Raw genomic sequence first — 14,199 nt, 5'->3', positions numbered from 1 at the left:
CGCACGGCGGCGCTTCACAGCAACGCCCATGGCGATCTCGACCAGTTTGCGATGTCATGAAGGTTCACTGCATGCGGATTATCGGCCGGAAAAAGGCATGCAGTTCCGCGTAAGCGTCCAGCGGCAAAACCTGCGCGACGTATTGGTCCGGACGGACGATCACGAGCGCGCCACGCCCGCGGTCAATGCCGCGCGCGTCGAAAATATCGGCCGACGTGTCGCTCGTAAATGCTTTCTCGTAATCGACGAGCCCGTAGCGCCCCTTTTTCGGCCGCAGGAGATCGGGCAGCGACTCCATGCGCACTTCGCGATGTGGCTGCTGCAATACGGCACGCAGATCGAGCACGCTGTCGATATCGGCGCCCTCGGGGGTCACGAGCCGGAGCACCGAATCGGGCGCCGAGAACAGATGCTCGCACAGCGCATCGAGCGCTTTCCCCTGTGCGTCCGCGAACGCGTAGAGTCGCCAGCGGCCGTCGGCGCGCGCGGCATGGCCGAGATGGACAGGCTTCGCGTCCGCGAGGCGAACCACGGGTGCCGAGTGAAAGCGCGTGCCGATCACGAAGCCGCTGGCGAGCGCTTGATGCGTGGCCTCGCCCGTGAGCGTTCCGGGCCGGTAGCGCGTCGCGACGCCCGCCGTATAGCGGCCCGCCTGCACAAAATACGCCTGCAATTCGGCGGGATCGACGCCTCCCGCTTCCGGCCGGTTCGGGTCCTTCGGCGGCGCGGCCATCATCGTCGACCACTCCTTGTCGAAATCGATCAGTTCCTGCGCGATGGGCTGGCGCTCAGCGGAATAGGTGCGCAGCAGATCCGCAGCGCTGCGCCCTTCGAGTACCGCGCCGAGCTTCCAGCCAAGATTGAAGCCGTCCTGCATCGACACATTCATGCCCTGACCGGCCTTCGCGCTATGCGTGTGACAGGCGTCGCCGGCGATGAACACTCGCGGCTCGCGTGACGTTGCGTCGGCCGCGACGGCGTCGTCGAAGCGGTCGCTCAGGCGCTGCCCCACCTCGTACACCGAGAACCATGCGACTTCCTTCACCTCCAGCGTGTAGGGCTGCAGAATCCGTTGCGCGGTTTCGATGATGCGATCGACCGAGGTCTGCTTGATGCTATCGCGATTCTCCGGCGTCACCTCGCCGAGATCGACATAAAAGCGCACGAGATAGCCACCCTCGCGCGGAATGATGAGCAGATTGCCTTCGCTCGCCGATTGAATGGCGGCTTTGAGCCGGATGTCCGGAAAGTCGGTAACGGCGAGCGCGTCCATCACGCCCCATGCATGATTGGCGGCGTCGCCGCGCAGCGTTTGCCCGATGGCAGCGCGCACGCGGCTGCGCGCGCCGTCGCAGCCCACCACGTAGCGAGCGCGCATGACAACCGTTTCGCCCTCTCGCGCTTCGTCCGTGCGGCGCAGCGTGGCGCGCACGGGATAGTCGCCCTCGTCTTCGCGCACGAGATCGACAACTTCGAGCCCGTAGTCGGGTTCGAGCCGATGCGAAGAACAACGCATCACATCGAGCAGATAGTCCTGAATGCGCGCCTGATTGACGATGACGTGCGGAAACTCAGACAACCCTGTTTCGGTATCCTGCACACGTCCAGTCCGCTTGATCGCACCCCGTTCAAGCGCGTCGGGTCGCCAGAACACCGTTTCGTTGACCCAGTAGGCCTCGCGCAGCAGGCGATCGCTGAGCCCGAACGCTTCAAACATTTCGACGGTACGACACGCCACGCCGTCTGCCTGCCCCATCTGCAACGGCCCGTTGCGGCGCTCGACCACGCGCGTTTTGATCGTCGGGAATTGCGAAAGCTGCGCCGCGAGCACGAGTCCCGCGGGGCCGCTACCGACAATCAGCACGTCGACAGCGTCGGGTGCAAGGCTGTGAGGGGCGCCTTCGGCGGCCGGTTCGATCGTCGGGTCGCCAGCGCGGAAACCGTTAAGATGGAACTGCATGTTGTCTTCCTCTACTCGGTGCGTATCGCGTTGTGACGGAAAATATGGTCCGTACGCCAACCATTTGAAATTGCTTCGGGGGCGGGCACGTATCAAACGGCCCGGCCGAATTAAAAAGTGGTACGGAGGCCGACTCGGGCAATCGCCTGAGAGGCGCTGCTCGAGGAACCGTTCGGGTCCATGATGCCGTTGATGGCTGCCTGGGCGCCCGAGTTCGCACGCTGGTAGACGCCTTCGGCGTACACCATCGTTCGCTTCGACAACGAGTAGTTCAGCGTTGCGCCAAGCTGGTTGGCATGGTTGTTGTCGAGAACATCGTTGCCCTTCATGTACATGTAGCTCGCCCCGAAAGACCAGGCGGGCGTGATCTGCCAGTTCGCGGCGACCTGCCCCGCGTAGGCCCCGGCACCCGTGAACGAATTGCGCACGGTCACGAAATCCGCAGCGGTGTAGACCGGGCCGAAAGCGTAGTGAGCGCCGACGCCCCAGTTCCAGACCGGGATTTGCGGCGAACCACTGGCCGACCCCGGATACTTCTTCTGTGTGTACGCCGCTCCGACGCCAAACGGTCCATTCGCGTAGTTGAGGCCAAAGCTCATCGCGGAGTTGGATCCGAACGAACCTGCAACACCACCCGGCGAGTAGAGTGCGCCAACCGACACGCCGGCGAATATGGGCGACTCGTATTTGATGGAGTTCGAAGTGGGAATGCCACTGGTTCTGCTCCAATCGAACCAGCCCGTGGGGTTTTGGGGAATACCGAGCTTCTGGAACGGGCCAGCGGCAAAGTTATACAGTCCACCGGAGAATACGGGCGGCGCATTCCCTGCCTCTGTCAGCGACGTGTACATGAAATCGTAGACGTTACCGAGCGTCAGCTTGCCGAGCTGTGTGTTGTCTAGCCCGACCCAGGCGTTCCGGCCAAACAGACCCTGCTGCAGCATTGCACCCGTCCCGAGCTGGAACTGGTTTTCCAGCTTGAAGATCACTTTCGTACCGCCACCCAGATCTTCGGCGCCCGTAATCCCGAAGAGGTTGGGGTTGAAAATCCCGTCATCGAATTTGGTAACGGAGTGCCCGCCCTGGTTCGACACGTACGAGATGCCACCATCGATCAAGCCGTACATGGTGACGTTGCTTTGTGCAAAAGCCCCTTCAACAGGCAGGACTGCCAACATGATGGCAATGGAACATTTCCGCATTCAAGTCTCCAATCGTATTCTAATAAGCTCACAATTCCTGCCGACAACCGCCCGACTCACGCGCGAGGTTTCACCGACCGAATCAAGGCTGAGCCAATCTACCTTTCAGATCGAGCGCCACATCGACGATCATGTCTTCCTGGCCGCCCACCATCCGGCGCTTGCCCAGTTCGACGAGAATGTCCACCGTCTTCAGGTCGTACTTCTTCGCGGCCACTTCCGAGTGGCGCAGGAAGCTCGAATACACCCCCGCATAGCCGAGCGCGAGCGTTTCGCGGTCCACGCGTACCGGGCGATCCTGCAGCGGGCGCACGATGTCGTCGGCGGCGTCCATCAGCGTGTAGAGGTCGGTGCCGTGGTTCCACCCCATGCGTTCCGCCGCGCCGATGAACACTTCGAGCGGTGCGTTGCCGGCACCTGCGCCCATGCCCGCAAGCGACGCGTCGACGCGGTCGCAACCTTCCTCCACGGCGACGATCGAGTTCGCCACACCCAGCGAGAGGTTGTGGTGCGCGTGCATGCCCGTCTGCGTTTCGGGCTTGAGCACGGCTTTCACTGCGCGGAAGCGGTCGCGCACGTCGTTCATCGTGAGCGCGCCGCCCGAATCGACCACGTAAATGCAGTTCGCGCCGTAGCTTTCCATCTTCTTCGCTTCGACGGCGAGGTTGTCCGGCGTGGTCATGTGGCTCATCATCAGGAAGCCAACGGTGTCCATGCCCAGCTCGCGCGCGTATTCGATGTGCTGCTTCGAAATGTCGGCTTCCGTGCAGTGCGTGGCGACGCGCACCACGCGCGCGCCGGCGTGGTATGCGGCCTTCAGGTCGTGAATCGTGCCGATGCCGGGTAGCAGCAGCGTGGCGATCTGCGCGTGCGTGACCACGTCGGCCACCGCCTCGATCCATTCGAGGTCGCTGTGCGCGCCGAAGCCATAGTTGAAGCTCGAACCCTGCAGGCCGTCGCCATGCGCGACTTCGATGCTGTCGACTTTCGCGCGGTCCAGCGCGCGGGCGATGTCCTGCACGTTCTGGATCGAGTACTGATGGCGAATGGCGTGGCTGCCGTCGCGCAGCGTCACGTCGGAGATATAGAGTTTCTTGCTCATGGTCTTATCCCTCCACGCTCAGAAGCGTCTGCGCCATGCGTTCGGCGGTGGCGAGCGCGGCGGAAGTCATGATGTCGAGATTGCCTGCGTAAGCGGGCAGATAATGCGCGGCGCCTTCCACTTCGAGGAACACCGAGGTCTTCAGGCCGCTGAACCTGCCGAGGCCCGGAATATTCAACGGCGCGCTGGCCGGAATCTCGTCGAACTGCACCTTCTGCTTCAGGCGATAGCCCGGCACGTAGGCGTGCACCTTCGCGACCATCTCTTCGATGGACTGCTCGACCTTCTCCCGGTCGGCGATTTCGGAGAGCGTATAGACCGTGTCGCGCATCATGACCGGCGGCTCGGCCGGATTCAGCACGATGATGGCCTTGCCCTTTGCGGCGCCGCCCACCACCTCGATCGCCTTCGAGGTCGTCTCGGTGAATTCGTCGATGTTGGCGCGCGTGCCGGGGCCCGCCGACTTGCTGCTGATCGACGCGACAATTTCCGCGTAGTGGACCTTCGCGACGCGCGATACGGCCGCGACCATCGGGATCGTGGCCTGGCCGCCGCACGTCACCATGTTGACGTTGGGCGCGTCGATATGCGCGTCGAGGTTCACGACCGGCACGCAGTACGGGCCGATTGCAGCAGGCGTGAGGTCGATCACGCGGATCGACGGCTTGAACGTGCGCAGCAGCGCGTCGTTCTTCACGTGAGCGCCGGCCGATGTCGCGTCGAACACGAAGTCGATGTCGTTGAACACCGGCAGGCGCGTGAGACCGACCACGCCTTCGTGCGTGGTCGCCACGCCGAGTCGCGCAGCGCGCGCGAGCCCATCGGAGTTCGGGTCGATGCCGACCATCGCCGCCATCTCCAGATGCTTGCTGTTGCGCAGGATCTTGATCATCAGATCCGTGCCGATGTTGCCGGAGCCGATGATCGCGGCCTTGAGTTTTTCGGAAGCCATATGAATTCCTGTATCAGGCGGAGAAAGTCGCGCGAACGCTGCCGAGGCCTTCGATCTGCGCGGTGTAGGTGCCGGGTTCCTTTACGGCGACCATGGGCCCGAGTGCGCCCGTGAGCACCACGTCGCCCGCACGCAGCGGCGTGCCGAGCTGGACCATGCGGTCGGCGAGCCACACGGCCGCATTGAGCGGATTGCCGAGGCAGGCGGCGCCGTTGCCGCGCGAGAGCACTTCGCCGTCGCGCGAAAGCTCCATGGCGCAGGCGGTCAGGTCGATCTGCGAGAGCGGCACCGGGCGGCTGCCCACCACGAAGCGCGCGCTCGACGCGTTGTCGGCCACCGTATCGACGAAGCGGATGTCCCAGTTCTGGATGCGGCTGTCCACCACCTCGATGGCCGCGAGTGCATACGCGCTCGCACGCAGGATATCGACGAAGGTGTGCTTTTCGAACGTGAGGTCGTGCTCCAGCACGAGCGCGATTTCCGCTTCCACCTTCGGCTGGATCAGTTGCGAGAGTGGAATCGCTTGCGCATCGCCGTAAGCCATCGACGCGAACAGCGCGCCGAAGTCCGGCTGATCGACGCCGAGCTGCTTTTGCACCGCGAGCGACGTGAGACCGATCTTGCGGCCCACGATGCGCTCGCCGGTCGCCACGCGCAGATCGACGTTGGCCTGCTGCACGGCGTAGGCGGTGGCGATATCGTCCAGCGCGATCTCGCCGCGCACCGGTTCGATCACGTTGCGCGAGGCTTCGGCGTTGCGTAGTCGCCTCGCAAGCGCATCGATCACATTGATATCAGGCATCCTAAGCTCCTGCTCATCTCGTGTTTTCCGGGTAGCTCTGCAGCCACCCGCTCTTTTTGGGTGACATCGGTTGCCCGCGCATCCATTGCGGCAACCGATGCTCCGTACCGTGGCGGCTCAGGCGGGCACGGCAAGACCGGTCACGTCGGCGGCAGCGACGAACCGATCAGGCCGCAACGCCACGGCGCGCGCACCATACTTGCGCAACCACGGACGCAATACGCCGTCCAGGTCGATCAACTCGTCGTTACCCTGAGTGTGCTGGTCTTGCTGGCGTACGGCGAAGTACCGTGCGCCGAGACTGTCCCAGGCGTCCTTTTCCGCGGCGGTGAGCAGCGTCGCCGGGTCCACGTCGTCGCCGAGCAACACGAAACCGCCACCGAGCAAATCGTCCAGGCGCCCCATCACCCCGCGAATGTCTCCGACCACCGGCTGCGGCACCATCCGGCCCACGATGCTGTCGTCGGCGAGCGGGCCACGCAGCCATCCGGCGGCGAGCACCGGCGGTGCGATCAGCGGCGGCTCCTGAACGGCGTCGCGATGCGCTGCATCGAGTGCGGCCTGCTCCTCCTCCGAGAGCTCCTGCTTGATGACACGGCCAAGCTGAACGGCAAGCTGGGTGTAGAAAGTGGCGTTCGGCCGACGTTCGGCTTCGTAGGTGGCCAGGAAATGCTCGGGCAAGGTTCCATTGAGGACGCCCGCGAGCTTCCAGCCGAGATCGAATGCATCGCGCATCCCCGTCTGCATGCCTGCGCCAGCCCAGGGCGGCATGAGGTGTGCGGCATCGCCAGCCAGGAAGACACGGCCTTCACGCCACTTGTCAGCCATGCGGGTGTGGTGGCGATAGAACGCATGCTGGTGAATCTCGACGTCGTCCTCCGTCACCCCCAGCGCCTCGAGCAGCGGCCAGATCTGGGCGTTCGTGGCGAAGTCGGCCTCGGTCTCGCCGGGCTTGAGCGGCAGCTCCCAACGGTGATTACCGCCCGAGAGCGCGATGTCCACCACCGGCCGTTCCTTGTCGGACCAGAAGGTCAACAGGTTCCGGTCCGGCCACCAACGTTTCGCACGGCAGTCGATCACGATCCACATCACGTCGAGCGTATCGCCCTCGAGCTTTGCTCCGATCATGCCGCGCGTGGCGCTGCTACCGCCGTCGCAGCCGATCACATAACGCACGCGCGTGCTTGTCAATGCGCCGGTATCGATATCCTTCGCAGTGACCGTGACGCCGGTCTCGTCCTGCTCCAGCGATGCCACTTCGAAACCGTAGCGGACATCGATCAATTCGCCATGCTGCGCTGCGGACTCGCGCAGCGCAGCTTCCATGGTCGGCTGGTATATATTGAAGAAGCGCGGCTTGATGCCCAGCGTCGAAGGCGGATGCTCGACGCGCATGATCTCCGTACCGTCGTAGCGCATCCAGCGCAAGGCGCGTTGGGGATCGATGCATTTCAGAACCGGCTCGTCAACGCCGAGATTCTGGAAAATCCGCATCGTCCAGTCATTCACGGTGACAGCGCGGGCACGCGGATAGATGTCGCGATGCCGTTCGAACGCAACGCAGGGAATGCCATATTTCGCGAGCGTAAGCGCGGCAATGACACCAGAAGGACCGTAGCCGACGATGGCAACGTCCGCGTCGAAGTGTTCTGACATGGGGTGACTCCAATGGGTTTTGTGGAATGCGAAAGCCGGCTGTTCGATTCGTAGTGCGTATTACATTGCTTGTGCGTCTCCGTTGTTGTTTCACGGAGACGGCATTGCGAATTCTCGCTGCGCGCCGTCGCAGCCGTCGTTAGCCGTTAGTGCTTCAGGAAGTCGATGACGAGCCGGTTGAATTCCTCAGCGTGTTCCCACTGTGCCCAGTGGCCGCACTTCGGGAAGATATGGAGCCGTGCATCCTGCAACGTGCTGATCATGCGCAGGCCATGATCGATCGGCACGAACCGGTCGTCTCGTCCCCACGTAATCAGCGTTTTGTGGCCGATTTCCGCAAAACGGGAGGACAGGTCCCACGTCGTAACCGGGCAAAGCTTCGAGCTTTCGACGAAGTTCTTCAGGTGGTTCAGGTTCGACTCGATATTGTTCCAGCGCCCCCGACGCAGCTCTTCGGTGATCGCTGCCGGGTTGTAGACGAACACGTCGAGCATGGCTTCGAAGTTCGCGTAACCCGGCTGCGAGTACAGCTTGAACATGTGCTTGATGCCTTCGCCCGGTTGCGGCTGGAGGATGCTCGGGCCTTGCGCCCCCGGTCCCATGAGCACCATGCGATCGAGGCGATCGGCAAACTCGAGCGCGAAACTCAGCGCCGAGGCGCCGCCCATCGAGTTGCCGACCAGATGCGCCTTCTCGATACCCAGCGCATCCAGCACGCCCTTCGTGGCACGCGCGTTCATCAGGTTGCGCGGCACGTCGCTGACGATTTCGCCGGATTTGTTGAAACCGGGGCTGTCGATCAGCAGAACGCGAAATCCCGCTGCGACCAGCGCTTCGATATTGCGGTAGTAGTTGCTCCAGCCACTGGCGCCGGGGCCGCCGCCATGCAGCATCGCGACAGCGGGGCCTTCCCCGGCATCGTTGAAATGGATCGTGAAATTCTCGAGGCCCGGTTCGTTGATCGTCACGAACTTGCTCGTACTGGATTCGGTCAGGGTCATTCTTTTGCTCCGAAGATGGTAGATCTGTGCGTCGTTTGCTCGATCAAACACGATTCACTGTGTGATTGCGGCTTCCGGGCCCGGCGGCGGATTCAGCTTATGCCCCCAATCGCTAAGCTCTGCGTAGCGTTTGACTTCCCACGTTGCATCGTCCACCACGATGCCACCCGCGCCAAACTCGATGGCGAATCCGGACGGCGAAATCATGTAGAAGGAAAACATCTGGTCGTTGGGGTGATGGCCCAACTCCATCAGGATGGGCACTCCCGCCTGCTTGCAGCGATCGTAGGCCAGGCCAACATCGTTGGGATCGACACACTCGACCATGACGTGATGGATACGTTTGTGGACCGGAAACGGCACATCAGCAATCGCCAGAGAATGATGCCGGCCGGTACGCGCGTGGAAAAAGGCGACATCGAGGTTGACGCCAGGCGCGGCATCGCCATTGATCGAGTCGCTGAGTTTCAGACCCAATACGCGCTCGCAAAACGCCCTCGCCGGTGCGCTCTGCCTGGGCACGGTGACGAAGTGCCCCGCACCGAGGCGTCCGGTGCTAAATGCACCGCGCAGCACGGACGAACGGAACGTGTCCCGGGATGTGGTCCTGTAGGCACCACAGTAGAACTCGTGGCGGATGCCGTCCGGATCGCAACAGACAAACAGACGAGAGACACGACGCTGTTCGGCAACTTCAGCGTCCGCCTCGGCAACGTCGACCCCCTGAGCGCGCGTCTGAACGACGAACGCCTCGAGTTCCGCATCCGATTCGAATTCCCAGCCAGCGGCGAGGAAATCATCGAGGTCGCTCTTCACCAGCAAGATGCGCTGTTCGTAGTCGTCCATACGCAGGCCAAGTGACTCGCCGGGCATTCGCCGTCCTGCCTGCAAGCCAAGTACGTTGACGGCAAACACCTCCCATGCCGCCAGGTCGTTGACTCCAAAAACCATGTATCCCAGCGTCGATACGCTATGCATTACCTCTCCTCGTTTCGCGATTTTTCCTGACTGCCTGCCCGGCGCATCGGTGAAGCGCTTTCTGGGCGCCATGCGATCCTGACGTGGCATCCGATTGCCGTTCCCGAATCTGGCGGTTGCGACCACGACGGAAGTGTACCGATAGGTCCAAAACACCGCACCCCAGGGAAAACAAGTAATGTACCGATCGGTACAAGACAGGATGACGTATACTTCGCGGATGGAAAAGGCACAACAGATTGGCAATCGGCGCGGCCAACGATCGCGTCAGGAAATCCTCGACGCGGCGGCGCGCGTGATGTCGGCTTATGGTTACGCAGGCACGTCAATGTCCGCGCTGGTCGAGGCGACCGGCATCCCCAAGAGCGCGATCTACCATCACTTTGGCTCGAAGGCTGGACTACTCGCAGAAGTGATGGCTAGAGGCGCGCGCGACTTCTTCGCCGCCATGCGCGAAGCACACGAAAATCCACCGCAAGGCGGAACACCGCGCGAACGGCTCGGCTGGTACCTGAAAAAGACGGGCGAGGTGTTCGAGCACCGGGAAAACTTCCTGCGCCTGTTGTTCGTCATGGTCATGAGCAACGAGGCGGCCGAACCCGAGGCCATGCAGATCGTTGTGGAAGTGCGCACCGAAGGCCGCAACTACATGCACGAGATGATTCGCAACGCATTCAGCGAAGTGGGTGAGGCCTTGGCGTCAGCTGTAGCCGACGAACTCGCGCACTTCGGCATGCTTGGATTTGATGGCGCGTTTATATCCTTGCAGTCCGGCGACAACAAGACAATGAAAGCGCACATGGAGCAACTCACCGACGCCATGATCGCGCTCGGCGAAGCGCGTGCTGCGTCACTCCGGGAACGTGCTCCAAAGCGGAAGAAGGTATCGTCCGAAATCCAGAGTGACTTGCGTCCGCAACGAACTAGACGCGCGCCGAGCGGCGGCTTGAAAGTCTCAGGGTAGCGTTTTTCGGGTCCACCGGAATCTGGCAAGAGGCATGGCGAACTGAATCGATATTCCATCCGGACGTTGCGGGAGGGACCTCAGGTTTTGTGCTGTTGTTCGAATGATTGAGGCCGAGGTAGGGGACGGCAATTTTGTTTTAAAGGCTTTGCGTTCTAGCAAGAGCGCTGCCGCTCCAAGCCGCCCCGTCGATATGCGAACATCGCAGCTTCTTTCGCGGACGCCATCCATCCATGCCGAAAATCCGGAAAACCCTCGCCACGTTGCTGGGCCTCGCACTCGCCGCGGGCAGCGCCGCCGCGCAACCGGCGCAGAAGCCGCCGGGGCCGGCCATGATGGTCCATTTCGACTACTACCCGAAAGACCGCCCGCAGATTCATGCGCTCGAACAGCGGCTGGCCGGCGCCATCAAGCGCGCGGATGCCGGCGAACTCGGCGAAACCGAAATTCACATCGACGGCAACGATGGCTATCTCTACATGTACGGGCCCGACCCGGACCGGCTGTATCGCGTGACGAGCCCGATTCTGAAGTCGTCCAGACTGACCGCGCACTCCGAAGTCACGAAGTGGTACGGGGCTCGCAGGGAAACGTTCGTGATTCGCTGAGGCGCGCACGCCTCAAAGCTTGGGATGGCACTCGAAGCGGATAACGGAGGCCTGCTGCTGCAGCGCCTCGAGGCCTTCGGTGTGCTCCATGCCGAGACTCGTTTGCATGCCGCGGCTCTCGCAGTAGTCGGTGGCCTCGCTCACCGCGCGCTTGTGGGCGCGCGCCCACGCGAGTCGCCCGCCCGTCGCGGACGCCGAAACGACGTACGTGCCCGGGTTGCCCGCCGTGGTGACGTCGCCGGCCGATGCGCAACCCGCCAGCACCGCGCACGCGGCGGCAAGCGATACGGCGAGCTTGTGCGAGGACCGGCTTGCCACGCCCGCAAGCCTGACGGCCCCCTTGATGATCTGCTCCATGAATCCCTCTCACGATCGAGCGTCGCAATACGCTCACATGAGTGTGGATTTTAGGGTCGCCCTATCGAAAGTCTATGTCCATAGACTGAATTCACTGTTACCGCCAGAAATACAATCGCGATCCCTTTCTGGCCCCATGAACGCGACGAGCGGCCCGGGTCAAGCCGGCACGCCCTCGATGGCGCGTCCGGAACGTCCCCACGCCACCACGACGCCGAGACCGAGCACTGCGAGGCACACGATCGGCACGATCATCGGCCCGAACGCGGTACCCGTGAGCTTGCCCGCCAGCGGCATGAGGTTCTGGCCAAAGAAGCCGCCGAGATTGCCGATCGAGTTGATCGCCGCGACGCTCGCCGCCGCCCGCGCGCCGGTGAAGTAGCGCGGCGGCATCGACCAGAAGCACGGGTACAGCAGCGGAATGCACGCGCCGCCGAACACGAGCGCGATGAAGCGCAGCGGCGTGGAAGGCAGCAGGAGACTCAGCAGGAAGCCCAGCGTGCCGAGCGCCGCGACGATCGCCATCGCGCGCAGAATGCTTTTCGCGCGGCGCAGCTTCGACGGCAGCCACAGCAGCAGCAGCACCGCCAGCGCCCACGGCAGCATGCTCAACAGCCCGTTCATGCTGCTCGACACGCCGAACGACTTCACCAGCGTGGGCAGCCAGTAAGTCACGCCGTAGAGCGATGTCGACATCAGCATGTAGGTCGCCGCGAACAGCATCACGCGCGGATCGAGCAGCGCCTTCCAGGGCTGCGCGTGTTCGGCGTGCACAGGCTTCTCGCGCTCGTGCGCGGCCGCCACGATCTGCTTTTCGCGCTCGTTCAGAAAGCGCGCTTCCTGGTACGACGCCGGCAGCAGCCTGAACACGGCGATGCCGACCAGCACGGCGGGCAGGCCCGTGGCGATGAACACCCACTGCCAGCCGGCGAGGCCCCATACGCCATTGAGGCTCAGCAGCCAGCCGCCCACGAGCGAGCCCAGCATATTGGCGAGCGCGCTGCCCAGCGTGAAGATGCCGAGCACGCGCGCGCGATAGCTTTGCGGAAACCACAGCGTGAGGTAGTAAATCACGCCGGGATAGAAGCCGGCTTCGGCCACGCCCAGCGCGAGGCGCAGACCGCAGAACACCTGCATCGAGGTGGTGAAGCCCATCAGCACCGTAATCACGCCCCAGGTGAGCATGATGCGCGCGAGCCACACGCGCGCGCCGAAGCGGTGCAGCGCGAGCGTGCTGGGCACTTCGAACAGCAGATAGCCGATGAAGAACAGCGACGACGCAAGGCCGAACGCCGTTTCGGTCATGTTGAGGCTGTGCACCATCTGCAGCTTCGCGAAGCCGACGTTTTGGCGGTCGATGAACGAGATCAGAAACATCACGACGAGGATCGGCATGAGGCGGCGCGCGATCTTCGACATGACATCCCGTTCTTCGACGGATTGTTGATCGACGGTTGAGTCTGTATTCACTCTGTTCTCCTACGTTTATTTGTGGCTATGCGTATGTTCAGGACGGACGGAAATCCCCGAGCATCGCCACGAACATGTCGTTCCATGTGCGCGGCTTCGCCTTGATCGTGCCCACCATGTACAGAAAATCCACGTACTCCATCAACTGCTCGGGCCAGACCGAAAAGCGCGACTCCGGTGCGGAGAGCGTCTGCACCACGTGCTCGCGCGACGCACCGAAGCCCGACGAATCGACATAGATCTGCGCCGCGGCCGCCTTGTCCTGCGCGATCATCCGGTTCGCCTCGTCGAGCGCGTGAAGGAACGCTTTTGCCAGCGCCGGCTCGGTATCGACGAGGCGCTTGGGCGCGAACACCACGTCGAGCGTGAGCGGCCCGAGCACGTCGACCGAATTGACCACGCGATGGATGCCCGGCTGCTGCAATTCGAGCGTCGAAAATGGCGGCGACGCGAAATGCGCGGTGATGCCGCCCTCGCGCCGGATCAGCGACTGCATGGCCTGCGGATGCGGCAGGCCGACGGTGATCGAATCGAGCTGCGCGAAGTGCTGCGGCCCGAGCAGCTTGCTCGCCACCATCTGCAGCACCACGGCCGACAGCGAAGTGCGAATGCCCGGCACCGCAATGCGGTCGGCGCTCGTGAAGTCGCGCAGCGTCGCGATCTGCGGCCGGTTCGTGTTGAGCGAAAGCGCCGTGGCCGACAGGCCGCTGATGCCGATCACCTCGACGTTCGGTATGCCGCGCGCCCGCGCCCACAGTTCGATGAAGCCGGGCGCGCCCACGGCGGCGAAGTCGAGCGTGCCGGCCATCATGGCGTCGTCGACCGAATTGCCGCCGTCGAGCCTCACCCACTCCACGCTCACGTCCGCGAGCCCCTGGCGAGCCGCATGGCGCTCGAAGAGCCGCGCCTTTTCCATCACGAGCAGCGGCAGATACAGCAGACCATAGCCCTTGGAAATGCGCACCGTGCGCGGCGTGGCCCGCACCCAGACAGGCGCGAGCCCCGCGGCAACGGCAGCCGCGCCAAGCCCGGCCGCAACGAGCGCGCGCCGACGCGGTGAAGGCCGCGGCGACTTCACGCGCATCTTGCCGTCTCCGTTGGTTCGTGTCGTAATCACGTCGCGCTATCTTCCATGGTTCGCGAGATT

Annotated in this window: 13 protein-coding genes; 2 read left to right on the top strand and 11 right to left on the bottom strand. The window is 63.1% G+C overall.

Going from position 1 to position 14,199, the window contains the following annotated elements; genetic code table 11:
* Nucleotides 1–64: 64 nt before the first annotated feature.
* From AB4Y42_RS12290 to AB4Y42_RS12255, 8 genes are all read right to left on the bottom strand, one after another.
* The gene (locus AB4Y42_RS12290; RefSeq protein WP_368694306.1) at nucleotides 65–1,960 is read right to left on the bottom strand and encodes an FAD-binding monooxygenase; all 1,896 of its coding nucleotides are present in this window, start codon (nucleotides 1,958–1,960) and stop codon (nucleotides 65–67) included.
* A gap of 110 nt (nucleotides 1,961–2,070) precedes the next feature.
* Nucleotides 2,071–3,162 carry a porin gene (locus AB4Y42_RS12285; protein WP_368694305.1) on the bottom strand — a complete coding sequence of 364 codons (1,092 nt, stop codon included), beginning with the start codon at nucleotides 3,160–3,162 and terminating at the stop codon, nucleotides 2,071–2,073.
* A gap of 82 nt (nucleotides 3,163–3,244) precedes the next feature.
* Nucleotides 3,245–4,264: a 4-hydroxy-2-oxovalerate aldolase gene (gene dmpG / locus AB4Y42_RS12280; RefSeq protein WP_368694304.1), complete on the bottom strand. Its 1,020-nt coding sequence runs from the start codon at nucleotides 4,262–4,264 to the stop codon at nucleotides 3,245–3,247.
* Between the two features lie 4 nt (nucleotides 4,265–4,268).
* Entirely contained in the window at nucleotides 4,269–5,216 is a 948-nt protein-coding gene (locus AB4Y42_RS12275) for an acetaldehyde dehydrogenase (acetylating) (protein ID WP_368694303.1), read from the bottom strand.
* A 13-nt stretch (nucleotides 5,217–5,229) separates the two neighbouring features.
* A complete protein-coding gene (gene mhpD / locus AB4Y42_RS12270; RefSeq protein WP_368688860.1) occupies nucleotides 5,230–6,018 on the bottom strand; it encodes a 2-keto-4-pentenoate hydratase in 789 nt (262 codons plus the stop codon).
* Between the two features lie 117 nt (nucleotides 6,019–6,135).
* A complete protein-coding gene (locus AB4Y42_RS12265) occupies nucleotides 6,136–7,674 on the bottom strand; it encodes a bifunctional 3-(3-hydroxy-phenyl)propionate/3-hydroxycinnamic acid hydroxylase (RefSeq protein ID WP_368694302.1) in 1,539 nt (512 codons plus the stop codon).
* Nucleotides 7,675–7,820: 146 nt separating this feature from the next.
* Nucleotides 7,821–8,675: a 2-hydroxy-6-oxo-6-phenylhexa-2,4-dienoate hydrolase gene (gene bphD, locus AB4Y42_RS12260; RefSeq protein WP_368688858.1), complete on the bottom strand. Its 855-nt coding sequence runs from the start codon at nucleotides 8,673–8,675 to the stop codon at nucleotides 7,821–7,823.
* A 54-nt stretch (nucleotides 8,676–8,729) separates the two neighbouring features.
* Entirely contained in the window at nucleotides 8,730–9,725 is a 996-nt protein-coding gene (locus tag AB4Y42_RS12255; protein WP_368688857.1) for a VOC family protein, read from the bottom strand.
* A gap of 130 nt (nucleotides 9,726–9,855) precedes the next feature.
* On the opposite strand from AB4Y42_RS12255, the gene AB4Y42_RS12250 reads away from it, so the two are divergent.
* Nucleotides 9,856–10,617, top strand: a complete 762-nt coding sequence (locus AB4Y42_RS12250) for a TetR/AcrR family transcriptional regulator (RefSeq protein WP_368688856.1) — start codon at nucleotides 9,856–9,858, stop codon at nucleotides 10,615–10,617.
* Between the two features lie 233 nt (nucleotides 10,618–10,850).
* Nucleotides 10,851–11,225, top strand: coding sequence for a hypothetical protein (locus AB4Y42_RS12245; RefSeq protein ID WP_368694301.1), 375 nt, complete (start codon nucleotides 10,851–10,853; stop codon nucleotides 11,223–11,225).
* Nucleotides 11,226–11,237: 12 nt separating this feature from the next.
* Here AB4Y42_RS12245 and AB4Y42_RS12240 read toward each other — a convergent pair whose 3' ends face one another.
* The 3 genes from AB4Y42_RS12240 to AB4Y42_RS12230 form a co-directional block, all read right to left on the bottom strand.
* Complete coding sequence (locus AB4Y42_RS12240) at nucleotides 11,238–11,582, bottom strand: hypothetical protein (protein ID WP_368694300.1); 345 nt, start codon at nucleotides 11,580–11,582, stop codon at nucleotides 11,238–11,240.
* Nucleotides 11,583–11,741: 159 nt separating this feature from the next.
* A complete protein-coding gene (locus tag AB4Y42_RS12235; protein WP_368688853.1) occupies nucleotides 11,742–13,052 on the bottom strand; it encodes an MFS transporter in 1,311 nt (436 codons plus the stop codon).
* A gap of 37 nt (nucleotides 13,053–13,089) precedes the next feature.
* Complete coding sequence (locus AB4Y42_RS12230) at nucleotides 13,090–14,136, bottom strand: ABC transporter substrate-binding protein (RefSeq protein ID WP_368694533.1); 1,047 nt, start codon at nucleotides 14,134–14,136, stop codon at nucleotides 13,090–13,092.
* Nucleotides 14,137–14,199 lie beyond the last annotated feature (63 nt).

The organism is Paraburkholderia sp. EG286B (assembly GCF_040965655.1).
GTDB lineage: Bacteria > Pseudomonadota > Gammaproteobacteria > Burkholderiales > Burkholderiaceae > Paraburkholderia.
Note: the sequence above shows the minus strand (reverse complement) of the source record. Positions and strands in the feature narration are given on the sequence as shown.

Coding starts and splice junctions, on each gene's coding strand:
- AB4Y42_RS12290 (WP_368694306.1), bottom strand. CDS start 1,960: ATGCAGTTCCATCTTAACGGTTTCCGCGCTGGCGACCCGACGATCGAA.
- AB4Y42_RS12285 (WP_368694305.1), bottom strand. CDS start 3,162: ATGCGGAAATGTTCCATTGCCATCATGTTGGCAGTCCTGCCTGTTGAA.
- dmpG (WP_368694304.1), bottom strand. CDS start 4,264: ATGAGCAAGAAACTCTATATCTCCGACGTGACGCTGCGCGACGGCAGC.
- AB4Y42_RS12275 (WP_368694303.1), bottom strand. CDS start 5,216: ATGGCTTCCGAAAAACTCAAGGCCGCGATCATCGGCTCCGGCAACATC.
- mhpD (WP_368688860.1), bottom strand. CDS start 6,018: ATGCCTGATATCAATGTGATCGATGCGCTTGCGAGGCGACTACGCAAC.
- AB4Y42_RS12265 (WP_368694302.1), bottom strand. CDS start 7,674: ATGTCAGAACACTTCGACGCGGACGTTGCCATCGTCGGCTACGGTCCT.
- bphD (WP_368688858.1), bottom strand. CDS start 8,675: ATGACCCTGACCGAATCCAGTACGAGCAAGTTCGTGACGATCAACGAA.
- AB4Y42_RS12255 (WP_368688857.1), bottom strand. CDS start 9,725: ATGGCGCCCAGAAAGCGCTTCACCGATGCGCCGGGCAGGCAGTCAGGA.
- AB4Y42_RS12250 (WP_368688856.1), top strand. CDS start 9,856: ATGACGTATACTTCGCGGATGGAAAAGGCACAACAGATTGGCAATCGG.
- AB4Y42_RS12245 (WP_368694301.1), top strand. CDS start 10,851: ATGCCGAAAATCCGGAAAACCCTCGCCACGTTGCTGGGCCTCGCACTC.
- AB4Y42_RS12240 (WP_368694300.1), bottom strand. CDS start 11,582: ATGGAGCAGATCATCAAGGGGGCCGTCAGGCTTGCGGGCGTGGCAAGC.
- AB4Y42_RS12230 (WP_368694533.1), bottom strand. CDS start 14,136: ATGCGCGTGAAGTCGCCGCGGCCTTCACCGCGTCGGCGCGCGCTCGTT.